25 protein-coding genes are annotated in these 23879 nt (G+C 33.7%); 21 read left to right on the top strand and 4 right to left on the bottom strand.

The features are described from left to right. Positions 1 to 74 precede the first annotated feature (74 nt). Both bsdtb5_RS11090 and bsdtb5_RS11085 read left to right on the top strand, forming a co-directional pair. Entirely contained in the window at positions 75 to 863 is a 789-nt protein-coding gene (locus bsdtb5_RS11090; protein ID WP_271712049.1) for an amidohydrolase family protein, read from the top strand. A gap of 561 nt (positions 864 to 1424) precedes the next feature. Continuing rightward, positions 1425 to 2528 (top strand): hypothetical protein, encoded by a 1104-nt coding sequence (locus bsdtb5_RS11085; protein ID WP_271712048.1) that lies wholly within the window; start codon positions 1425 to 1427, stop codon positions 2526 to 2528. A gap of 160 nt (positions 2529 to 2688) precedes the next feature. Here the strand turns inward: bsdtb5_RS11085 and ligD are convergent, their stop codons facing one another. Both ligD and ku read right to left on the bottom strand, forming a co-directional pair. After that, positions 2689 to 3639, bottom strand: a complete 951-nt coding sequence (ligD, locus tag bsdtb5_RS11080) for a non-homologous end-joining DNA ligase (RefSeq protein ID WP_271712047.1) — start codon at positions 3637 to 3639, stop codon at positions 2689 to 2691. Beyond that, on the bottom strand, positions 3639 to 4433 hold the full coding sequence (gene ku / locus bsdtb5_RS11075; RefSeq protein ID WP_271712046.1) for a non-homologous end joining protein Ku: 795 nt from the start codon (positions 4431 to 4433) through the stop codon (positions 3639 to 3641). Before ku ends, ligD begins: the two co-directional genes overlap by 1 nt. A 133-nt stretch (positions 4434 to 4566) precedes the next feature. Between ku and bsdtb5_RS11070 the strand changes: the two genes are divergently transcribed. From bsdtb5_RS11070 to bsdtb5_RS11060, 3 genes are all read left to right on the top strand, one after another. After that, positions 4567 to 5829: an ABC transporter substrate-binding protein gene (locus bsdtb5_RS11070; RefSeq protein ID WP_271712045.1), complete on the top strand. Its 1263-nt coding sequence runs from the start codon at positions 4567 to 4569 to the stop codon at positions 5827 to 5829. 88 nt (positions 5830 to 5917) lie between these two features. Then, a complete protein-coding gene (locus bsdtb5_RS11065) occupies positions 5918 to 6829 on the top strand; it encodes a carbohydrate ABC transporter permease (RefSeq protein ID WP_271712044.1) in 912 nt (303 codons plus the stop codon). Positions 6830 to 6954: 125 nt separating this feature from the next. Then, complete coding sequence (locus tag bsdtb5_RS11060) at positions 6955 to 7806, top strand: carbohydrate ABC transporter permease (RefSeq protein ID WP_271712043.1); 852 nt, start codon at positions 6955 to 6957, stop codon at positions 7804 to 7806. Positions 7807 to 7812: 6 nt separating this feature from the next. On the opposite strand, the gene bsdtb5_RS11055 is transcribed toward bsdtb5_RS11060, so the two are convergent. Continuing rightward, the gene (locus bsdtb5_RS11055) at positions 7813 to 9120 is read right to left on the bottom strand and encodes an extracellular solute-binding protein (protein ID WP_271712042.1); all 1308 of its coding nucleotides are present in this window, start codon (positions 9118 to 9120) and stop codon (positions 7813 to 7815) included. 124 nt (positions 9121 to 9244) lie between these two features. Between bsdtb5_RS11055 and bsdtb5_RS11050 the strand changes: the two genes are divergently transcribed. Genes bsdtb5_RS11050 through bsdtb5_RS11040 form a run of 3 tightly spaced genes read left to right on the top strand, consistent with a single transcriptional unit; the run spans position 9245 to position 15790 of the window. Next, positions 9245 to 10753 carry a HAMP domain-containing sensor histidine kinase gene (locus bsdtb5_RS11050; RefSeq protein WP_271712041.1) on the top strand — a complete coding sequence of 503 codons (1509 nt, stop codon included), beginning with the start codon at positions 9245 to 9247 and terminating at the stop codon, positions 10751 to 10753. A gap of 22 nt (positions 10754 to 10775) precedes the next feature. After that, the gene (locus tag bsdtb5_RS11045; protein ID WP_271712040.1) at positions 10776 to 11474 is read left to right on the top strand and encodes a response regulator transcription factor; all 699 of its coding nucleotides are present in this window, start codon (positions 10776 to 10778) and stop codon (positions 11472 to 11474) included. A 23-nt stretch (positions 11475 to 11497) separates the two neighbouring features. Further along, positions 11498 to 15790: a glycoside hydrolase family 3 C-terminal domain-containing protein gene (locus bsdtb5_RS11040; RefSeq protein WP_271712039.1), complete on the top strand. Its 4293-nt coding sequence runs from the start codon at positions 11498 to 11500 to the stop codon at positions 15788 to 15790. A gap of 9 nt (positions 15791 to 15799) precedes the next feature. Here bsdtb5_RS11040 and bsdtb5_RS11035 read toward each other — a convergent pair whose 3' ends face one another. Beyond that, positions 15800 to 15925 (bottom strand): hypothetical protein, encoded by a 126-nt coding sequence (locus tag bsdtb5_RS11035; protein ID WP_271712038.1) that lies wholly within the window; start codon positions 15923 to 15925, stop codon positions 15800 to 15802. Positions 15926 to 16223: 298 nt separating this feature from the next. Here bsdtb5_RS11035 and bsdtb5_RS11030 point away from each other — a divergent pair, with 298 nt between their 5' ends. The 13 genes from bsdtb5_RS11030 to bsdtb5_RS10970 all read left to right on the top strand — a co-directional run bounded on the left by bsdtb5_RS11030 (position 16224) and on the right by bsdtb5_RS10970 (position 23860). Further along, complete coding sequence (locus bsdtb5_RS11030; protein ID WP_271712037.1) at positions 16224 to 16835, top strand: GNAT family N-acetyltransferase; 612 nt, start codon at positions 16224 to 16226, stop codon at positions 16833 to 16835. A 97-nt stretch (positions 16836 to 16932) separates the two neighbouring features. Continuing rightward, positions 16933 to 17367 carry a GNAT family N-acetyltransferase gene (locus bsdtb5_RS11025; RefSeq protein ID WP_271712036.1) on the top strand — a complete coding sequence of 145 codons (435 nt, stop codon included), beginning with the start codon at positions 16933 to 16935 and terminating at the stop codon, positions 17365 to 17367. A gap of 39 nt (positions 17368 to 17406) precedes the next feature. Further along, positions 17407 to 17994, top strand: coding sequence for an NAD(P)H-dependent oxidoreductase (locus tag bsdtb5_RS11020; protein ID WP_271712035.1), 588 nt, complete (start codon positions 17407 to 17409; stop codon positions 17992 to 17994). A 19-nt stretch (positions 17995 to 18013) separates the two neighbouring features. Next, entirely contained in the window at positions 18014 to 18526 is a 513-nt protein-coding gene (locus bsdtb5_RS11015; RefSeq protein WP_271712034.1) for a GNAT family N-acetyltransferase, read from the top strand. A 156-nt stretch (positions 18527 to 18682) separates the two neighbouring features. Next, on the top strand, positions 18683 to 18943 hold the full coding sequence (locus bsdtb5_RS11010) for a type II toxin-antitoxin system Phd/YefM family antitoxin (protein ID WP_271712033.1): 261 nt from the start codon (positions 18683 to 18685) through the stop codon (positions 18941 to 18943). Between the two features lie 390 nt (positions 18944 to 19333). Then, positions 19334 to 20032 (top strand): hypothetical protein, encoded by a 699-nt coding sequence (locus tag bsdtb5_RS11005; protein ID WP_271712032.1) that lies wholly within the window; start codon positions 19334 to 19336, stop codon positions 20030 to 20032. Between the two features lie 335 nt (positions 20033 to 20367). Continuing rightward, the gene (locus bsdtb5_RS11000; RefSeq protein WP_271712031.1) at positions 20368 to 20637 is read left to right on the top strand and encodes a hypothetical protein; all 270 of its coding nucleotides are present in this window, start codon (positions 20368 to 20370) and stop codon (positions 20635 to 20637) included. A 136-nt stretch (positions 20638 to 20773) separates the two neighbouring features. Next, positions 20774 to 21301, top strand: a complete 528-nt coding sequence (locus bsdtb5_RS10995) for a GrpB family protein (RefSeq protein WP_271712030.1) — start codon at positions 20774 to 20776, stop codon at positions 21299 to 21301. A 5-nt stretch (positions 21302 to 21306) separates the two neighbouring features. After that, the gene (locus bsdtb5_RS10990; RefSeq protein WP_271712029.1) at positions 21307 to 21834 is read left to right on the top strand and encodes a GNAT family N-acetyltransferase; all 528 of its coding nucleotides are present in this window, start codon (positions 21307 to 21309) and stop codon (positions 21832 to 21834) included. A 25-nt stretch (positions 21835 to 21859) separates the two neighbouring features. Next, a complete protein-coding gene (locus bsdtb5_RS10985) occupies positions 21860 to 22393 on the top strand; it encodes a GNAT family N-acetyltransferase (protein ID WP_271712028.1) in 534 nt (177 codons plus the stop codon). Positions 22394 to 22543: 150 nt separating this feature from the next. Beyond that, positions 22544 to 22966, top strand: coding sequence for a VOC family protein (locus tag bsdtb5_RS10980; protein ID WP_271712027.1), 423 nt, complete (start codon positions 22544 to 22546; stop codon positions 22964 to 22966). Positions 22967 to 23005: 39 nt separating this feature from the next. After that, positions 23006 to 23413, top strand: coding sequence for a VOC family protein (locus bsdtb5_RS10975; protein WP_271712026.1), 408 nt, complete (start codon positions 23006 to 23008; stop codon positions 23411 to 23413). Positions 23414 to 23515: 102 nt separating this feature from the next. Further along, positions 23516 to 23860, top strand: coding sequence for a DUF6054 family protein (locus bsdtb5_RS10970; RefSeq protein ID WP_271712025.1), 345 nt, complete (start codon positions 23516 to 23518; stop codon positions 23858 to 23860). Positions 23861 to 23879: the final 19 nt, after the last annotated feature.

Genomic DNA, 23879 nt, shown 5'->3' with positions numbered 1-23879 from the left:
TTTCTTTTGAAATAATATTCATTATAATAGAACATAGAGAATAACTCAATATAATTTGAAAGGAGCTATGTTCTATGATAATTGATGGACACTCACATGTAACATTGCCAATTGAAGAACATATTCAATTAATGGATCAGGTTGGTATTGATAAGACGATCTTGTTTTCGACCACATTTCATCCTGAATTAGCGAATAATGCGCAAGAAGTGAAAGAAAAAATGAAATATTTAAATGATTTACTTGCAGGGAAAAAAGGTTCTATGCTGGAGGCTAGAAAAGCGTCTATTATGGAATTAGTCAATGCAATAAAGCAGTATCCAAATCGCTATATAGGATTTGGAGCTGTTCCAGTAGGTCTCAGTCTAAATGAAACAAAAGAGTACATAGAAGAAAATATAGTAAGAAACAATCTAGCTGGAGTTGGCGAGTTTTCTTTAGGTGCTGGACAAGCACATTTACTTGAAGTGATTTTTGAGGCTGCAAGAGAATACCACAAGTTACCGATATGGATACATGCTTTTAATCCATTTACATTAAAAGATATTCAGGAAACCGTATCGATAGCTAATCAGTTCCCTGAGATTCCAGTAATATTGGGGCATTTAGGTGGAACTAATTGGATTGAAACAATGGATATGGTTGCTGAAACACCGAATCTATATCTTGATACCTCAGCATTTTATTCAACATTTGTATTAAGTACAATTATTAATGAAATACCAGAAAAGTGTATATTCGGAGTTGATATGCCGTATGGTGATCTGGAATTATCTAAGCAAGCAATATTAAAGTACGCTAAAACATCAGATATTTCAAAGGCTGTTCTGGGAGATAATATCGCAAAAATATTAAATATATAGATTACGATAGGATTATATTTGATATTAAATAAAACTCTATTTTATAGGATTGTTTTATTTGTAAGTTAAGTGGCATCCTGTGTCATAAATAATCGAATAAATATATCAGATAGCCAAAAAGTCCTAGGATTCCAAGATTATATGCTTAGAATTCTAGGATTTTTTATAGGATGTACCTTTAGTCAAATAGTAAGTATTCTAGTCGTTACTCAGGTTCAGACAGCGTTGTAGAACTTACATTCAATAACTGGCACTATTCGATTCCGTTGTCTCAGAAGGTACGATTTATTTCGTTGTATTTTCCTCATAATAGCCTCTCTTATCTATTCTGATAAATAACTTTAAAAATTTGATTGTTTTATGGAATATAATAGTGTATTATAGGTTTGCAATCCATTTAATGTAAATGCTTAGAAAGATAAAATATATTATAGAAATAGTATCAAATAGTAATATATGAAAGCAGCGTTTAATAGAATAAATGGTGTTAATTCAAAAGGGATTATAAAAGGTTAGGAATAAGCTTAAAGAAATGACAGAATAAATAACGAGGTATCAATAGTGGAAGATAAGATAATTGAAGGATATTGGGACTGTGACTACTGTGAAAAGAAAGCAATTAAAGGACACCTTAGAGAATGTCCAGCCTGTGGAAAAGCAAGAGGTGAGAATACAGAGTTCTATCTATTAGACAGAACTTATCTGGATGATGAGGCTGCTGAGAAAGTATCCATGAATCCAGATTGGTTATGTAGTTTTTGTGAGCAACTTAATTCAGACTTTGATGAAAACTGCACATCATGTGGAGCATCAAAACAAGAAAGCGAAGAGAACTACTTTGAAATGAGAGAAAGAAAAGATGCAAAAGAAGCAGAGCGGAAAGATGAGTATGATGATTTTGAATCTAATTATGCATATAATAGTCAAGGTTCCTCATCTGGTAAATGGAAGCGAATTGGTATCTTCGTTGTTCTGTTCTTAGCAATCTGTTCAGCCTTTGGTATTTATAAGGCAATGCAGCCTAAAGTAGTAAAAGTAACTGGATTCGAATGGAATAAAACACTTGATATCGAAAAATATCAAACAGTTAGTGAAAGTGATTGGTCACTTCCAGATAAGGCACGTTTGACAGATACGAAGCGCGAAATATATCGCTATAAACATGTAATTGACCACTATAAAACGGTTACAAAAGAAGTTCCTCATCAAGTAGCTTCTGGATATCATTATGAAACATCAACAAGAAATCTTGGAAATGGTCATTTTAAGGAAACAAGAAGAAAAGTTACAGATTACAAAACCGTATATAAGACAGAAACTTATAAAAAAGCTGTATATGTAGATGTGCCAGTATTTAAAAAGAAATATTATTATGATATTGATAGATGGAAGAACAATAGAAAGGTTAAGTCTTCCGGCAAAAATCAGAAGGATTACATTGGAAAATATACTTTAGCAAAAGCCACTTCTGATTCTGGTATAGGAAAGGAAAGAGAAGGGGAGATTGAAGAACATTATTATATCAAAACCGTAAATAAGAAAAAACAAAAGAAAAAATACGAAGTATCCGAAAAGGATTGGAGGTCTATTAAAAAGAATAAGACAATAAAAATAAAAGTCGATCTGGATGGATATGCAACGGTAGTAAAAAAAGATAAAAAATAACAATAAACAAGATATGATAATAAGAAAACAAACAATAAGAAACAAGTGTTAATAAGTAAAATTCATAATAAATAAAGAGCCTCACAACCACACGATTGATATGATCCTCCTTAAGTAGACAAGGTAAATAACAAATCTACTTAAGGAAGATCATAACAGATTACATGCTTGGATTGTGAGGATTTTTTATTTGACAATCAGTTGGTAGGACATCATCTCTAATACCTTTAAATACTGGTTGCCTTAGAGCATCTTTAGTATTTGGCATATATTCAACGACGCAGACTAGTTCAGGTTTTAGCCAAGTGACATCATCATGTCCACTTGGAGTCAGTGTAAAAGGTGAATCATCAATTCTCGTGAGATTATACTCCTGAAGAAAACTCGTTTTCACACCAAAGCTTACACTACCTTTATAGATTAGAGTATCTGCGCGGTATTGACCTAGTATCAAAGTGTAACTTTTGGACTCATTCGGCTGGTACCCACAGATTACAAAATCCTCATCCACCAATCTCTTGAATTTCAACCAGTCTTTGCTACGTTTATCAAAATAATATTTGGAATCTTTACGTTTGGCAACTACCCCTTCTAATTTTTGCTGTTCTGCAACTTGATATAATTCAATCCCTCGAGTCTCGATATACCTTGAGATAGCAAGTGTATCGTTTTCTACTATAATATTTTGTAATAATTGTTTTCTCTCTAATAAAGGATATCCAGTCATATCTTCACCGTTAAGGTATATAAGATCATAAGCTACGTAAGAGGCTGGATGTTTGGTATATCCTAATTGTATCTTAAAGGTATCTGATAACATGACTCTTCTTTGCAATTCATAAAAATCAGGAACTCCATTTTTCAGAACGATTAGTTCACCATCAAGGATGCACTTTCCTTTTACAGATGTATGAATGGAAGAAAGCTCAGGAAACTTTGGAGTAAGATTCATATTTCTCTTATTTCGAAGTTCAGTATGCACTGCATCCAGATAAGCAAGACAGCGGATACCATCTAACTTTAATTCATAGATCCAATCTTCGGAATTAAAGGGAGAGGTTAACTCACTGATTAACATTGGCTTGATTGCTTTTTGTTCAAATAGATCCATTATGCAGTGCCTTTCGTCGTGTTAAATGTAGGTTGTTCTTTGGTAAGATTGAGGCTACGTTGTAGAGCTTCCATAAGATCGATAACATTGTTGTTCTCCGTTGTCTCGGTAGATACGATTTCTTTTCCTTGTATTTTCTTCATAATAGCTTCTCGTAATCGTTCTTGGTAATCATCCTTGTATTCGGCAGCAACAAATGGTTTGGTCATATTCTCAATTAACATCTTCGCCATGTTAAGTTCATTCTCATCAAGTTCCATCTTAGGCACTTGCTTAGGAATTGCTACAATCTCATCAGCATAGAAGAGTGTCTTCACGATAATTCCATCTTCTTGTGGATATAGAATTATTAGTTTCTGATTGGTTCCCATAACAGTCTTTGCGATGGCAACTTTCCCAAGCATAAGCATGGACTGCCTTAAGAGTTCATAGGCTTTCTCAGCGCCTGCGTCTGGTACTGCATAGTAGTCTTTCTCAAAGTAAATGGGATCAACTTCTTGCATATTTGCAAAATGAATAATATGGATCGTTCGATCTTTTTTCGTCTTAATTTTCTCTAAGTCGTCGTCGGTCATAATGACATACTTATCTTTCTCATATTCATAACCCTTTATAATATCATCCGCAGTAACTTCTTTATTACAATGACTGCAATATTTCTTGTAGCGGATTCTTGCTTTGCTCTCTTTTTCTAGCTGATTAAAATGAATATCGTTGTCCGTTGTTGTCTTGTAGAGCCCAATTGGAATTAATACTAATCCCATACTGATGGAACCTTTATGTGTTACAGCCATTTTGATCACCTCGTAGTTTTTTATTAGTATGTGATTTTTGTTGGAAAATTAGTCAGGGGGTTGATAAAAGATAAACCTATTCACAAGGAATCCAAGTTGGTATTATATACCTGTAAAATAAAGGAGGGTTCATATGAAAATAAGAAAGTTTATATCAATTCTTATGATTATGCTAATGGTATTTAGTTTAGCTGCATGTAAGAACAACACAAAAGAAACATCTACGAGTGATGGAAAGAGTGACTCCAAATCCGATGACGTAGTAACCATCAATTTTTATGAGCACAGCGATAATGAAACAATTGCAAAAGCATTAGTGGATGCTTACAATGCTCAAAGTAAAAATGTTAAAGTCAAATTATCTATTATTGCAAATGATGACTATGATGACAAAACAAAAGTTATGTTATCAGGTGGAGCAGATATTGACTGTTTTTGGATACGTGGGGGTGCGCAGACAAGACAGTTAGCAGAAACCGGTGCCTTATTATCTTTGAATGATCTGAATAAAGAGAACAATGTAGATATAACGTCTTATGGGGATATGGGTCAGGCATTTGTTGACAATGGTAATACATATGGTTTATGTACTTCAAAATCTTGTTGGTTATTATGGTATAACAAAGATTTATTTGATGCAGCTGGTATAAGTTATCCAGTTAATTTAACTTGGGAGGATTTTACACAACTTGCAAAATCTCTAACGAAGGATGACAAGTATGGTTGTGTAGTACCAAACTGGACTATGAATCTTGGAGCAACCGCTGTAGGAGAGTATCTAACGGATGAAAATCTAACAAAAACAAAGGAATATGCAAAATATCAGGAAAGATGGTATGTAACAGATAAGAGTAGTCCAAGTATTGAAGATATGACAGGTTCTTTTGATATTAATTCTTTCTTTGCAGAAGGTAATACTTATATGATGATTAACGGGGACTGGACTTTCTTAAACTTCCCAGATTCCAAACCAGGATTTACATGGTGTGCAGCTCCACTACCAATATTTGATGACGCAACAAAAGAATCTACTGTTGGTGGAACTTCATGCTTTAGCGTTTCAGCAAAGAGCAAACATCCAAAAGAAGCGTATGACTTTATTAAATTCTGTTGCTATAGTGATGCAGGTGCTAGTATCTATGCGCAGAATTCTACTGTACCAGCTTTTCCATCTGATGCAGCACTTGATATTTACAAACAAAAAGTTACAGTACCAGGAGCTGAATATGTATTTTCTGCAAAAGTTAGTCTTGAACAGGGATTAGATTCGAATTATGAAGAATTAAATACTGCTTTTAAAGAAGAATTGAATGATTCTTTAGTTGGAAATGCTACATTAGATCAAGCCTTCAAGAACTATGAACAAAGAAGAGATGAAATTAATTCAAAAAAATAATGTTTTGAAGAGGATTTAGTAGTAAGAGAGTAAGAGAAGGGGTCTATTGCCCCTTCTCAACTTAAGTAACAGAGAGGATGGATTACGCTTGAAACAGAAAGAAAAAAAGAGGAAAAGTTCGAAATTAAACCGAAGAGAGTGGATTGCGGGTTATTTATTTTTGCTACCAAATCTAGTCGGATTTTTTATATTTACTGCTATTCCAGTTGTTATGGGCTTTATTGTGAGTCTAACCGATTATAGTGGGTTTGGAAAAATAAATTTTGTTGGTATTCAGAATTATATTGATATGTTTTCAGATAGTAGCTTTAAGATAGCACTACAGAATAATCTTTTTTATACATTTGCTAGTGTACCACTTACAATCTTATTCTCATTGTTATTAGCACTTATGTTAAATAATAAACTGTACTTTGGAGGAGCATTTAAAACCATCTACTTTTTCCCAAACTTAACATCTATGGTTGCAGTAGGATGTGTATGGATTCAATTATTAGAGTCGAGGAATGGTCCAGTCAATCAGATGTTAACCTCCATTGGGGTAGACAATCCACCGAAATGGTTTTGGGGAACAACTACTGCCATGATTTCTATTGTAATAGTTGTGGTATGGAAACAGGCTGGATATTATATGATTATGTTCTTAGGTGGTCTTAAAAATATACCGACTCATCTTTATGAGTCTGCTAAGATGGACGGAGCAACGCCTTTTAAAGCATTCCGGTACATCACTTGGCCTATGTTATCCCCTACTACATTTATGGTTACCATATTAACGTTTATTGCATCCTTTCAAGTATTTGATATTATTAACGTTACTACAGAAGGTGGGCCAGGAAGAGCCACTACAGTTTTGGTAATGAGAGTATATCAAGAGGCTTTTCGTTATGGAAGAATGGGGTATGCGTCTGCAATCGGATATTTTCTGTTCTTAATAGTTTTTGTATTGACATTAATTCAATGGCAGGCACAGAAAAAGTGGGTTAGTGATGATATGTAACATAATGAGTACATTAAATGAATTCATAAATAAATAAGTTAATTAATAAATGAAATTATTTGAGTATATACGGTTGACTTTAATGAAATCTATGAATAGAAAATCGGAAAGAAAGGTGAAACCAATTGAATGATACGATTGTTCTTAAGAAAAGAAATAAAATTGAGATACGAAAAATAATATTGTTAATCATATGTCTAATCGTAGCTTTTATTATGATAATACCCTTTGTATGGATGGTAAGTGCGTCCTTTAAAGAAAGAACCGAGATATTTACTAAGCCAATTCAGTGGATTCCAAAGGTGTTTCGTTCAGTGAATTACAATACAGTATTTCACGAGATTCCTTTTCCAACCTACTTTTTTAATACAGCGAAGATTACCATATGCGTTACCATCTTACAGTTAATCACTTGCTCTATGGCGGCATTCGCGTTTGCAAAGCTTAGTTTCCCAGGGAGAGATAAATTATTCCTAGGTTATCTTGCGACTATGATGGTTCCATGGCACGCAATTATGATTCCACAGTTTATGGTAGTTCAAAAATTAGGGTTATACGATAACCATTTATCCCTTATCTTAACAGGTGCGTTCAGTGCGTTTGGTGTTTTTATTTTGAGGCAGAATATGCTAAGTATTCCGAATAGCCTTAATGAAGCCGCCAAGATTGACGGCTGTGGACCATTTAAAATCTATACCAAGATAGCAATACCCCTTAGTAAAACCGGATTAGCAACACTAACTGCTCTTACCTTTACTTGTATCTGGAATGACTATATGGGTCCAATGATATATCTTGATACTGATACCAAAAAGACAATACAATTAGGTCTTGCTACGTTTAAGCGGGAATATGACACCAATTACGGAGCAATTATGGCAGGTACCGTAATTTCTTTAATACCAGTTGTTATTGTATATGCTTTTGCACAAAAATATATTGTAGAGGGAGTAGCATGTACTGGGGTGAAGGGATAAGGATATTTACTTTTCTAATATCTTCGTCCTCATATGCTCGAATTCATTCATGGCTTTATCAATTGATATTTTTCCATATAGATAATCCCTTGTACACTTATTAAAAGCTTCGAGGACATCTTCATATCCAGATATGGGTAGCTCTTCTTGCACCTTTTTCACTTGAAAAAAGATGGAGGCCGATTTCTTGCCAACGGTATTCAGAAATACATTCTTGATGGTGTCATTACAGTATGCATGAATAATACCGTTTTTTGCATAAATCAATGCGCCTTCCTCTCCACAAAGATACTGAACAAAATCGAAGGCTTCTTTTGGATGGGAGGTGTTTGAAGCAATGCTAACAAATTGATATTGCCCCCAAGTGATTCCGGATTCTTGTCCCTTAAAGATAGGCATAGGAGCAATATCCCAGTTAACATTGGTAATCCCTTTTTGTTTATCTTGCATAAGCATATTGATAATCCATTCCCCTTGAGGCATCATAGCAATTTTGCCTTGTTCAAATTCTTTGCGAAAATTTATGCTTTGATCCGTCATTTCTTTGTAACTTATGTGAGAACGATCTATGTTATAGAAGTTATTTAGCATGAGAAGAGATTCTCTTAGGTAGGAAAGGTCATCATCAATTAGATAGGAGGAGCGTTGTAGTGCAGCAAAGTTAAAGCACCAAGGAACCCAGTAGCCTCCATATATTTTGTTGTCGCCTTCTCCTTTTGTTAGTGTAATTGCTAACTTTCTATACTCATCCCAAGTCAGGGATTTAGGATAGGAGATGCCAGCGTCACGAAAGAGATCTTTATTATATACAAGAATCCAACAGGTACTTCTAGTTGGAATTCCGTAGTATCTACCATTGATATCGATATCATTAAACATACTTCCATAAGCAGTTACATCCATATCATTATTTTGAATATAGGAGGTAAGGTCCAGAAGTTGATTTTTATTAATAAATTGAACCATTTTGGAGATTCCACGAATACCAAAAAGGTCGATCTTTTTATTTTTTAAAATCAATTTCTTAATATCTTTTTCATAACTATTACTATCAATAACGTGAAGTTTAATCTGAATCAAAGGATGTAAGGCTTCGTAGGAGTCAATAACAGGAGAGATATAAGATTCCTCATCGTTCCATATGTAGTAATCGAGCACCACCTTATTCTTGATATTACTGATTGAAGGATGTAATGTGGAATGCGTAGACAGGGAAGAGTTCTCTTTTTTAATTATGTAGCAGATAACAAGGGTAGAACATATAAGAATAAAGAATACAGCAATAATAATTGGAATACGAATTTTGTTACGCATAATAATATACCATTCCCTTTCAGATTGACAATAATTTCCTATTAATTTATTATATATTTTGTAACGGCTTTCGTCAATTCGTTACAGAAAGAACTTTTGAATTCGATTAGGAGGGAGTAAAGATATGTTCTGTTTTATATTGGTGATTGTATTCATATTTACCTATTTGCTTTTGCAAAAGGAGAATCAGCTTACATCAAAATATTTAGCAGCTACGTTAATTGCTTATGTACTAACTATATTTTCCATGATTTTTTATCTATCAAAGGATACTTATTATTATAACGTAGTGAATAATTATTTTTCGCTTCCCAAAATAGTTTGGAAATATCTCATGTTTGTTAACATACCAAAGAACATTATCATTCGAATGCTCAATGTATGTTCTTTGGCGGTCATTTATTTTAGCTATTGTTTTTCGGACTCTTATCAATTAAAAGTAAAATCGCAGAATCTAAGGTATCGAAATTATATTTTGCCAGCGTATCTTTTGATACAGTTTTTTATTTATGACCCCTATGTGCAGTATAAGAGCTATATGATAGCTTATCCAGCGTTGTTTGATATGAAGCAGATTGCCTTGTTATCAAAAGCGATTCATTCTATGACCGTGCTCTGCAATATGGGTATCATCTTTTTTAGTATGATTCGGTTATGTTTTGTGTATAAGAAGGTATATTATCTTCATTTTTTAAGAACGTATTTTATTGGAGAAGGGGTTTGCTATACCTTAATCATGCTCTCTTATATGATTATATTCTGGTTTTCACCAGATTCCTTTGTAAAAATATCAAAGATTGCAGATTACACAACGTATCTGTCAGTGCCCTTAAGCAATAATCAGTTTATCTATACGGTATTCCCTTATTATCTTTTGGTAACGACCTTTTTATGTGCTTTTTGCATCTATAGAATTATAAAAATTAAAAGAAAGATGAAGAAAAAAGAATTTAGTATCAATAAGCAAATTGACGCTGCGGACACTACTTCAAAGATTTTCTGTCATTATATGAAAAATGAACTCCTTGCCATTCAAGCAGAAGTGGAGTTATTAGAAGTAAGTAAAGAGAATGAGGAAGAAATTAAAGATATTATTAATCGTTGTGACAATCTATATAAGCGGTTGGATACCATACATAGAAGTACGAAGCACTCGGAGCTAAATCTAGTAGAGACAGACCTCAAAGAGTATCTGTCCAATCTATTGAATGAAATGAAAAGTGAATTTCAACATTGTAAGTTAAAGGTGGAGATGGACTCTTATATACCTTTTGTGATGATTGATCGAATTTACTTTGAACAAGCGTTAAGAAATATTATGGAAAATGCCCTAGATTCCATGGAAAAACTATCACCAGAGAATCGAGAATTAACCATATTTCTAAGAAATGTTAGTAACTGGATTATCCTTTCGATTCAAGACAATGGAGTAGGTATTCCTCAAAAGAACATAAAACATATCTTTACACCTCTTTATTCTTCAAAGCCAATAACAAAACACTGGGGAATTGGCCTTGCTTTAACCCACCGTATTATCATGGCTCATGATGGAAAAATTGAGGTTGAAAGTAGAGAAAATGTAGGGACGAACTTTCGCATATTGCTACCTGATCTGAATAAATATATATCTTAATAAAGAGAGAGAGGGCCTAATTATGTCTGAACAAGCAATACGCATTTTAATTGCAGAAGATATGGAACCAATTCGCAAGAGATATGTGAAAATATTATCAGAAGTAGAAGATATGGAAGTAATTGCTGATGTTTCAAGTGGCGAAGAGGCAGTAATAAAGGCAGAACTTACACATCCAGATGTTATCCTTATGGATATTGAGATGGAAAGTAAAGATGCCGGGTTACGGGCGTCAAAAATACTATTAGAAAAATATAAAGATATAAAAATTATAATTCTCACAGTCTATGAAGAGGATGAATTAATCTATACTGCTTTTCAATTTGGTGTATGTGATTATATTAAAAAGAATGCAAATTCCGTAGACATAGTCAATAGTATTCGCAATGTCTATCTTGGAAATGCACCACTTCGACCTGAGATTGCTTCCAAAATATTAGGTGAATTTAAACGTGTAAAATCCTATGAGAGTAGTTTTTTATATGCAGTAAATTTGGTATCTTCACTTACCAGTACGGAGATGGAAATACTCAATCTATTATTAGAACATAAGACGAGGAGAGAAATCTGTCAGATTCGATATGTAGAGATGTCGACCATGAAAACACAGATTCGTAATATCCTGCAGAAATTTAATAAGAGATCCATTGAGGAGGTTGTCGCACTCATCTATTCATTGAATCTCTATGATTTTATAAAGAAACAGACCGGTAAAAATTAAGAGATGACAAAAGGAGGAATTCTATGGAATGTATACGTGTTGTAGGAAAACTGTTTACTTATCGTAATAAACCAATTACGCTTCGGGGCTTTGGAATCGGAACTTGGCTTAATTTGGAACATTTTATGATTGGACTTCCAACTCCAGATGAGATGATAAAATCAGCTTATGACGAGGTGTATGGAGCGAATGGAAGAGAGGAATTTTTCTCTAAGTACCGAGAAGAATTTTTTAAAGAAGAGGATTTTAGACTCCTAAAAGAATGTGGTGTCAATTTTATTCGGGTTCCCTTTAATTATCGCTTATTCATGGAAGACAATAGTGATACATATCTAGAAGAGGGCTTTTTGTGTTTTGATCGACTTTTTTCATTATGTAGTAAATATGAGATATTTGCATTAATTGATTTACATACCACTCCAGGTTCTCAAAATCCAGATTGGCATTCAGATAATTCATTCGGTGTTCCATTGTTTTGGAAGTATCAGGTTTTTCGTAGGCAGATGACAAATCTATGGAGGACAATTGCAAAAAGATATGAAAAAGAGCCATATTTAATGGGATATGATCTGATAAACGAACCTGCCTTTGCATCTTGGCCAATTATTAATGAGTTCTATGAGGAGACCATAAAAGCTATTCGAGAAGTTGATAATAATCATATAATTGTTCTAGAAGGGGATCAATTCTCCATGGATTTTTCAGGCCTAAAACATTTTGAAGAGGAGCAATTAGCACTGAGTTTTCATTATTATCCTACGGTATGGCACCCAGATTTACTAGAAGCAACATTGGACCGAAACGTCCGAAGAGAGAAAATAGCCAAGGGTCTCGATACTTTAGTAAACATTAGAGAAGTGTTTCATTGTCCAGTCTTCTGTGGGGAATATGGGTATGGCGCGGATTGTGGTAATCGTACATTTACTATGGAACTGCTGAATGATACGATGGAACTGATGGAGGAAAGAAAGGTCGATTGGTTGCTATGGTGTTATAAGGATGCGCATTTTATGAGTATGGTATCACCAAAAGAATCTTCTAAATGGATGAAACTTGTTCGAAATATTAGCAAAGAGTGGAGTCAGGATATTGAGAAAGAACAGGCTGAGCAGGTACTTGAGCTTATTCAGCATACTTTTTATACAACGATGACGAAAGAGGACCGCTATCTTCTACAGTTTAGCCTTAGGGCTTGCCTCTATGTGTTACAAAAGAAGTATATCTTAATTCCAAACTTAGAATCCATAGAAAAAGAAGAAATGCTTCAAATGGCTATGGATTTTTCTTTTGAAAATTGTGAAATAGATCAGGAGTTTATGGATTTAATAAAAAAGTATGTTAAGCAGTCTAAAGAAAAGGGGGACATCAATTTGCCGGATAAGATTTTAGATAATGAAGGAATAGAAGATAAAAATCTTAAGGAGTTACCAATCTGGAAAGAAGAACTTTCTCTAGAGGAGCGACTGGATTATCTGATTCATGAATTGACCTTAGAAGAAAAGATTCAGTGTCTTACGGTGAAGTCACCAGAAGTAACCCGTTTGGGGTTAAAGCCCTTCTCAATTGGTGGAGAGGCAGCTCATGGTGTAGAGGCAAGACACGATCAAGTCTTTAATAAGGGAATACCTGTTCCAACCACAACGTTTACGCAACCAATTGGTATGAGTGCTACTTGGGATACTAAACTGATGAAGCAGGTTGGAGGCGTTGTTGGAAAAGAAGCTAGAATAATCTACGCGCGTGAAGGAGAAATAGGATTATCTAGATGGGGTCCTACCGTAGATATGGAACGCGATCCTAGATGGGGAAGAACAGAGGAAGGATACGGAGAAGATCCTTTCCTTACAGGAAAGATGTCGTCTAATTATATTAGAGGACTTCAAGGAGACGATGATTTTTACATACAATGTGCGGCTACACTGAAACATTTTTATGCCAATAATGAAGAGAAAGACAGAGGACATTCTTCGGCCTCATTAGATGAGAGAAATAAGAAGGAATATTATCTAGAACCTTTCAAAAGAGCAGTGATAGAAGGCGGGGCAGAATCAATCATGACCTCTTATAATGAGATTAACGGAATCCCTGCCATCTTGAATAAGGAAGTAAAGGAATTAGCCAAAGAAACTTGGGGATTAAAAGGTCATGTGGTATGCGATATGTATGACCTTATGCAAACCGTAACTGATCATAATTACTGTGAGACTCATGCAGAATCTATAAGTTATGCATTAAAAGCAGGAATTGATGTATTTAACGACCCAGAAGAACTAGTGATTCAAGCGGCAAAAGAAGCTCTAGAAAAGGGATTCATCACAAATGAAGACATTGATAAAGCCATTCGACGTACTTTTTCAACGAAACTTCGATTAGGCTTATATGATTCTGGGAATCTCTGCCCTTACTCACAGGTTGAGGAAAATAGATTAACTTGTAAAGAACATAAGGATATTTGCCTTGAAGTGGCTATGAAAGCTGTGGTTTTATTAAAAAATGATAATCATTTATTACCCCTGAATATAGAACAAGGGGAATCTATTGCTGTTATTGGACCATTAGCCAATGAATGGAATATGGATTGGTATTCTGGAATACCTCCTTATAAGATTACTCCTTATGAAGGGATTAGAAGGGAATATTGTCAAGCTAATATTACGTTGTCGGATGGAAATGACCGAATAAAGATTAAAGTAGGAGAACAATATCTGGTAGTAGATGAGAAAGGCAGGTGCCATTTATCAGATTATAGTCATGGAGAAATCTTTGAACATACGGACTGGGGCGATAATAAGCACACCTTTCGAGCTTGTTCTAATCATAAGTTTCTTTCTGCAAATCCTGAGACTGGACGAATTGAGGCAAATAAAGAAGAAGTATTCAGTTGGCTTGTTCAGGAGAGCTTCTCTCTGATCGAGGAGAAGGAAGACTGTGAGAACACCAAGGAAGAAAATAAGAGCACCAAGGAGAAGCAACAAGACTATCATTTCAGAATAAGTGCTTGGAATAAGCAAGAACTTTATATAAATGATGAAAAGGAATTAGTATATAAACTATTGGGTTCAAATATAAATTCACAAATAACCCAAACGGTATTCTCTCTAGAGATAATCACAGAGGGGATAACAAAAGCCGTGGATCTAGCAAAGCATTCAGACAAAGTGATTGCCGTGATAGGATGCCATCCTATCATCAGTAGCAAAGAGGATATGGATCGTAACGATCTTCTGTTACCACCAATTCAACGAGAGCTGCTAAAGAGAATAAAAGAGGTAAATGAAAATATCATCTGCGTATTAATTACAAATTATCCATATACGATAGATTGGGAAAAGGAGAATCTACCAGCGATTTTAACGACCGCTTCTGGAAGTCAGCAACTTGGCACTGCTATAGCAAAAGCAATTGCAGGAGAATATTCACCTGCAGGACGATTGAATATGACTTGGTATGAAGCTTCAACCAAACTACCTATTATGAGAAATTATGATATTATTCATGCAAAGCGCACCTATCAATATTTTAATGGGAAAGTATTATATCCTTTTGGTTATGGACTTACCTATACTAGGTTTGATTATCAAGACCTTATTGCTTGGGATGAAGAGAACCAGCTACATATCGAATTCACGTTAAAAAATATTGGACAATATGAGAGTGATGAAGTAGTAGAGCTTTATATCAGTCAATTAGAATCAAGAACTGTTCGTCCAATCAAACAATTAAAGGGATTTGAAAGAGTTCATTTAAGAAGAGAAGAAGAGACTAGACTATCATTTCTTGTAGCATATGAAGAATTAGAATATTATGATGTTGTTACGAGTCAGATGGTATTAGAAGATAGCAATTACCTTATTCAAGTCGGTGCATCCAGTGAGGATATTCGATTAGATTCTGTCATACATGTCAACGGAACAAAAATAAGGCCTAGGGACATGACAGTACCAATCCTTTGCGACCATTATGATTACTACGAGAATATGATTCTTCATATCGGACATGATGGTAAGAACTGTATCCTACCAGACCCTTTCAGACAGAAGAAGGATGCTCCATGGAAAGGAAAAGCTATCTATAAGGACGTAAATTTTAGCTTTTTACCAAGTAAATTAATCATAGATCTAAAGGCGGAAGAAGAAAGCCTGATTAAGATATGGTGTGATAAGAATCTGTTAACGGAGTTTTCATTAAAGAAAATGGCGGATTATGAGAAAATAGAACTTGAAATATGTACTTCGGAATCTATAGTAGGTGTAACAAAAACATTGGAGATTGAAGCGATAGGTAGAATTCGGCTTATAGAATTTCAATTTCAGTAGTTTAGTATGCTATTTAATAAGCAATCCATCTTGAGATATAACATTATCTGCTGGAGAAACAATTACCATAAATTTCTTATCTGGAAAAGGTAATTCAAGTGCAGTGGTTAGTAATTGTGTATTGCAGTAATTCATATGTGGTTACTACTGAATTTATTAAGTATAATGTAGAATTAAGATCCGAAGTTTAATATAGAATAAAACAAAGCGAATAAAGAAACCGACTTACAAGGAATTGTGATTTGGTTTCTTTATTCATTTTTAACACGAATTAGACAGTGCCTTTAATCGTAGTGAACGAAGATGCGTGGAGCTTATTAAAAAATAATTGTTATATAGAATATAATGGTGTAATATGGAAATATCGGATATTAAGAAGTGAGTTAACCACTATATAAAGTGATACAAAATTAATCTGAAGGAGTTAAAAAAGATGAGTAACGAATGTAATAATATGAATAATATAAGTATTTGTAAACTGTCGCCAGAAAGACTTGATGACTATTTATACTTTTTTGAACATGTAGCTCACACGGATAATAAAGAATGGGATAGATGTTATTGTGTGAATTTCTGTAGTGATCATAATGCCAAGATCGCTGATATACTTCGTGATCCAGAAATAAGGCGTACATATGCAATAAAATATGTAAATGAAAATATTCTTCAAGGTTACCTTGCTTATTATGACGGACAGGTCATAGGTTGGTGTAATACTAATGATAGAAAAGATTGCCTTGGATGCTTTGGATGGCAGATTATATCAGAGAAAACGAAAACAATTGAGGAGAGCGCAAGAGTCAAATCTGTATTCTGCTTTACAGTTGCCCCAGCAATGCGTGGTAAACATATTGCAACTGAGCTAATGGAGCGGGTGATACAGGATGCCAGTAAAGATGGGTATGATTATATTGAATCGTATCCCAATAAGACAGAAAGTGATATGTATTATAATTTTGTTGGACCGATTGGAATGTATAAAAAATTTGGATTTGAACAATTTGGAGAAACAGAAAATCGCCTTATCTATCGCAAAAAGTTATAGAAGCTATTATCTTGGCAGAGAAGCTACTATTATGTACGCTTGAATTATTAATACAAATGTCACTACGATAAACAGATATTTATATGGAGGGTAATAGATGAGTATACAGATTGTTTATGAAATTCCAACAGCTCAAGATTATGTAAGCCTTAGGTTGCGTTCTGGAATGGGAAATAAAGATTTAAAGAGAAGTCAAATTGCTCTAGAAAATTCTTTATATACGGTGTCACTTTATGATAAAGAAAAACTGATTGGATTTGGAAGAATAGTTGGAGATGGCGGTATAACCTATGTAGTGAGTGATATTATGGTAGACTCAGAGTATCAGCGAAAGGGCTATGCAGAACAGATTATGAAGTCTATTGATGGTTATTTTGAAGAAAATACTTATGATGACAGCTATGTTTGTCTCATAGCTAATCAACCAGCGGACTTGTTATATCATAAGCATCAGTTTGAATACTTACCAGAAAACAAATGTGGAATGTTGCGAAAACAAGAATTAAAGAATAACAATAAAGAACGGCAATAATTTGAGATGATTATGATGATCTGAAATGAGGACGAACATATGAAAATATTTGTTGTATACTGCCACCCAAGCAAAAATAGCTTTACATATCAAGTGAAAGAAGAATTTTTAAAGGGATTAAGAGATGCTAATCATACCTTTATTGTATCTGATTTATATGAAATGAATTTTAATTCAGAACTCTCAGAAGGTGAATATGAAAGAGAAGCTTTTTACAGGTCAGAGATTCCAGTCGCAAATGATGTTCTAGAAGAACAGCGAAAAATACAAGAATCGGATGCTATCGTATTCATTTATCCAGTTTTTTGGACGGAGGCTCCAGCTAAGTTAGTCGGATGGTTTGATAGAGTATGGTCAAGTGGTTTTGCATATAATCCTAATCCACAAATGAAGGTTCTTAAGAAAGCATTATTTATTTTGAGTGCTGGAAAGACGATGGAATCCCTTGAAGAAACTGGTGAAGCGAATGCTATGAGAACAGTAATGTTAGGAGATAGGATTAGGACAAGGGCAATTGAGAAAGAAATGATAATGTTTGATGGTACATCTCATTGGAATGAAGCGGAGCGAAATGTACGAATTATTGAGCACCTTAAAACTGCATATAATTTAGGTGTGAATTTTTAAGTAATGAAGGAGCGATAGAGTGAGACTGCATCTAGTAAAGCTAGATAAAAAACATAAAAAGCATCTGAATGATATGATGGAGGAATGGTATGCCACAGGAGAAAAGATAATTCCTTATGCTATAAGAAAACATGATTATCGAGACTTTGAGAATTATATAAGTTCCTTAGAAATTAAAGATGATGTAGAAGGCTTGGTGCCCGATTCAACTTATTTCTGCTTAGATGAAGAAAAGGACATATTTGTTGGTGCAGTCAATATTAGACATTATTTAAATGATTCTTTGCTTTTAAATGGTGGACATATTGGAGATGGGGTAAGACCTTCTGAAAGAGGAAAAGGAGTTGCAACCAATATGATTGGTCTTGCACTTAAAGAATGCAAGAAAATTGGAATAGATAAAGTTTTAATGGTGTGTGATAAAGAGAACATTGCTTCCGCAAAAAGTATTCAGAATAATGGTGGTATTCTAGAGAATGAAGTTATTGTGGATGGGATAGTTGAACAAAGATATTGGATAAAAATTGACTAGAGAGAATAGACAAAAGGATTAATGTGTCATTGAACTTTATTGTATCTATAAAAGCTGGTTACACAGGGTAATTTTTCACCAATTATAGTGATTAACTAAGTAGAATCTAGTTGTAACAATGGTATAATAAGGCCATGGTATAAGGAGGTTGATGTTATGCCAAAGATTATTCCAATCAAGGATTTGAAGAATACAGCCGAGATATCGGAGATGGTTCATTCTGCAGAAGAGCCAATCTATGTTACAAAGAATGGATATGGCGACATGGTTATTATGAGTGTTGAAATGTATGAAAGCACAATGAAGAGATTAAGCATGTACCGAGAACTAGAACTTTCTGAAAAACAGATTGAATCAGGAAAGACTAAGGATGCAAGAGAGTCTCTTGGAAATTTAAAAGAGAAGTATGGAATATAGAATTATACCAAAATAAATTATAGACTTATTTAACAGAAAAGCAGCCGTAAAAAGCTGTTTTTTTAACGGCTTTATTTAAAGGTTGATGTTATGCAAAGAGTAAGAGAAAGCGATTTTGAATTAGGGAACAATACAAGTAATAACAACTAAAACAAAGCAATACGTCTTCAGTGCAATACGTCTTGCAGCAAAGGAATGTAAAAAATAATTGTTGCATGGAATAATATGGTGTAATATAGAAGTATCAGACAGTAAATTATGAAGTGAGTCCACTTCTGATGATTACTATTCAGAGGAATAAAATAGAAATCGGACTAAAATTCCAATTTCCCGTTGTATGAACATTAAAAAATATGCTGAATAATATGAATATCTAAGGAGTAAAGTGAAATGACTACAAAAGAAAAAAGAGATATAGTAGTAAAGGATGTAATCAAACCATTAATGAAGCAAGCTGGATATAGATGTTATAGAAATACATGGTACTCTAAAAGAATAGACTGTTACGTCATAATGCATTTACAGAATTCAATGAGGAATATGGATGAAACAGGATTTTGTTTTTGGTTTAATATTGATGTGATATCTGTTGATGAAATTGACAATATTGACGATGTGAAAAAATGGACGAGTAGCTTATCCATGGTTTATGAAAGAGTATTTTTGACAAACGATGGTCTCATGCATGAATGCCATGACTCTAGAGGATATATAATTGATAAATGTAGAGATAACTTACCTGTTGATACAGACATTGAAGATTTTTCGGTTTATATAAGAGATGATTTTAATAATTATATTTTACCAAAATTAAAGTTGATTAATACATCAAATGATTGGTTAAAGATGAAAGAAAATATGCGTAATAATACAGGCAAAAAGAATCGCTTGATATTATATTTCACCATAGCAAATAAACTTGCCATTGCAGACAGCAATGCACCCTTTTTGCAAGAATCCCAGCAAGACTTGAAATTATCTTCTGATGATATAAAAGATAATTTATTGATGCTTAAAGAAATACAAAGAAATGCTGAAAATATTTTTGAGTACGCTGAAGAATTTATTTTAAATTCATTGAAAGATTAAAGTAATGATCTGAGACAAATTAAGACCAGGGAGGTTTGGTTTTTATTTTTATCAAGAAAAAGGAGAGATACAAAATCGAAAATTGCATATGAATAGTGGCTCAAACTACGAGGATAATGTGACTGCTCGAGATTCGTTTCAGTTATAAAATGTGGTCTGCGGATCCTCGGTAATGCTACCGACTATGATGATTTTCTTTCTAAAATGGAAAATAGTGAAAAGGAGTTTAAGGATCAGTTTCATATTAAAGAAACAATTGCAACACCTGATGACTAAGTGTAAAGAACATATCACTCTTAAATACTTATAGGAGAGAGAAAGGCAGAAAAATTAATATGCAAAAGAATGAAAAGGAAAGAAAAGAATTAAATAAAAAGCTTCTAAAGAATACTTTTAAAAGCGAAATTAGAAATAGAAAAAAAGTAAAACCTTTAGAATATATAATTGATTTTATTGGTATTTTAATTGCATTTTATTTAGCGGATTTGATAGTAGAAATATTGTCAATTAATTTCTGGTTCTTGGATATGGTTATAACTGTTGTACTTATATTTGTAATGATTTCTATTTGTTCAATAATAGTAAGAAGGATAGGAAAAAAGTAATGATTTATAATTTAGAAAGCTTATATTGATTGATTTTATATAATTTTGAATTATTTAAAGATAAATTATAGACTAATTAACAGTAAGGCAGCCATAAAAGCTGCTGAAGCCTATTCGAGGTTGAAAGGAGCGTCTAATGGAGGGTGTAGAAAGATACAAAGTAAGACTTTTATCACATAATACTGAATGGGAAAATGAATTCCAACAAGTAAAAGAAGAGCTTCTTACATGTTGGGATAAAAATATTATAGATGTGCAGCATGTTGGAAGTACATCCATAAAATCAATATGTGCAAAGCCAATTTTAGATATAGCTGTAAAATTGAAGTCAATAAAAGATATGAATGCAGATAGATTGGCCCATTATGGATATAGTTATTGCGGACCACAAAACAAAAATCCACACTACCATTTATTTGTTTTGCGTGGAAACAATCAAATATCGCTCCGACATATTCATTGCTATGATAAAAGTGAAGGAGAATATGACTTATTGGTCGGATTTCGCGATTATTTGAATACGCATCTTGATATTGCTCTTCAATATGACAACTTAAAAAGGGAATTGGCTAAAAAGTATCCAGATGATCGGGTTGCATATACCCAGGGCAAAGAAGATTTTATATTATCGGTTTATGAAAAAGTACTAAATATGGAGGAATAAGCTATATGATGAAAAGAAGGACAAGTGAAATTATTTTTCGCTCCATCTCAAAGCAAGAATTTGAAGCATACAAGGAGTGGACGGTTAAAGATTATGCCGAAAGTATGTTGAAAGAGGGACAGTTTTCAACAATAGAAGAGGCAATACAAGAATCATTAGCTGATTTTCTAGAAGGTTTGCCTGATGGACTGGACACCTCAGATAATTCATTGAATGTTGTGGAAAATCTAGAAGGTGATGTGATAGGATTCCTATGGTATGAAACTATAAATAAGAAAAGAGCATTTATAGAGGACATTATCATTAAGGAGCAATATCGTAGACAAGGATATGGAACAGCAGTCCTTGAAAAGTTAAGCGAAATATTGATAAATCAAGGAATATATCGAATAGTGCTCCATGTGTTTGAAAGCAATTTTAGTGCTAGAGTATTATATGAAAAGGTTGGATTTACATATTTGGAGGTTACTGACACTGAGTCAGGAAGTATGTATATGGCAATAAATATGGATGTAGATAGGACAATACTCTGAGACAAATTTAGACCAGGAGGTTTTTATGAAATATACTTTGAAAAACGGTAAATCTGTATGTATTCGTAAACCTACAGAAGATGACGCAATGGATATTATAACGGTTATTTCCACAGCTGATCAAGAAACAAAGTTTCTTGCACGAAACCCAGGAGAATTTCAAACCACAATAGAAAAAGAGCAAAGCATTATTTCAAATGTGTTAAATAGTACAACTGGAATGTGGTTTGTTGCAGAATGTGATGGAAAGGTTGTAGGTCAATGCTCAGTTGGACTAGTAAGAGGATATCAGCGATATAGACATAGAGCAGAAGTGGCTTTTGTATTACTGGAAGCTTATTGCAATATAGGTATCGGTGGGAAGATGATGGAGGAATGCATTGAATGGTGTATAAATAATTGTGTAACTCAAATAGAACTAGATGTAGTGACCACTAATACTAGAGCATTAAAGATGTATCAAAATTATGGATTCGAAATAGTTGGAACAATCCCAAATGCATTAAGATACTTGGGTGGTACATATGCAGATGAATATAAAATGGTTAAATATTTATAAGGTATAAATAACAGAGTTTGAGATACTTGACTTCTTATTAAAAAAGCCTACGGTAAAGAGGAATTTATATTATCGGTTTATGACAAAGTAAAAGTATGAAATATAGTTTATTCATGTATATTACAAATCTAAAGAAAGAAGGAACATAATATGATACAATCCATTGTTCATATAGCATTAGTAGTAAAAGATTATGATGAAGCGATTGAATTCTATACACAAAAACTTCATTTTACATTAGTAGAAGATACATATCAGCCAGAGCAAGATAAACGTTGGGTTGTAGTATCACCACCTGGAAGTTCAGGAACAACTATTCTTCTAGCAAGAGCTTCGAAGCCAGAACAAGAGCCTTATATAGGCAATCAAGCAGGTGGTAGAATTTTTCTATTCCTTGGAACCGATGATTTTTGGAGAGACTATAATGAAATGGTTAGTATAGGAATAGAGTTTATTAGACCACCAAAAGACCAAGACTATGGGATTGTTGCAGTATTTAAGGATCTGTACGGGAACATGTGGGATTTGGTTCAGTTTAAAGAAAATCACCCAATGTTTAAAAGAGTAAAATAAAAATGTGATATAAGACAATCAATTATGGGAGGTAATATAATGAGTTTAAATGGTGTTGGACTTTATGTAAAAAATAGTATTGAAGCAGTAAAAATGTATCAATCAGCTTTTAATCTAGAACTTGGATATCATGTTCTAAATGAAGATGGATCATATTTCCATTCAGAACTATACCAAGAGGGAAAACAAGGATTTGCAGTAGTAGAATCTGATTGCATTGTATCAACAGTAAATCCAGTTCAATTATGCTTTACGTTTGATGAAAGAGAGGAACTATTGCATGCGTTCAATATTTTATCTAGAGAGGGCAAAGTGATCATGGACATATGTGAATTGCCATGGAGTCCATGTGCTGCTGAAGTTGTGGATAAGTATGGTATTCGATGGTATCTTACGGTACCACAACATCGTCCACCAGAAGATTTCACACCAGATGATTGCAACTAATCGAATTAAGCTTACTATACAAGATAGAAGAAGTCTAAAGAATATATCACGCTTAAATTCTTATTTAAATCTTATATTATATTGGAAAGGAAGTCTTATTTTATGGCGAAATATGAACGAAAATTGAAGGGTAACTTTAATGATTTTTTAGATTGGATACATAAAGATATTGTAAATGGCAGTTCTTCAGTAACTTATGAAGACGGAAGTGATATTGAATTAGTAGATTCACGCATAGCAGTCCGAGTGTATGAACGGTATAGTATGGCTGGAGGTAACCGTGTCAGCATGAATGTAACGGTTGTAGGAACTGATGATGACATCTATGTAAGTGCAATTACCTCAGGTGGAAGTCAAGCTGTATTCTTTAAGATAAATACCATTGGTGAAGAATCATTTTTGGAAATATGTGAGGACTCAGTTGAAAATTTTATTCGAAATCAGTAAGAAATGCTTCATTAACATA

This window comes from Anaeromicropila herbilytica (assembly GCF_016591975.1).
Taxonomy (GTDB): domain Bacteria; phylum Bacillota; class Clostridia; order Lachnospirales; family Lachnospiraceae; genus Anaeromicropila; species Anaeromicropila herbilytica.
Note: the sequence above shows the minus strand (reverse complement) of the source record. Positions and strands in the feature narration are given on the sequence as shown.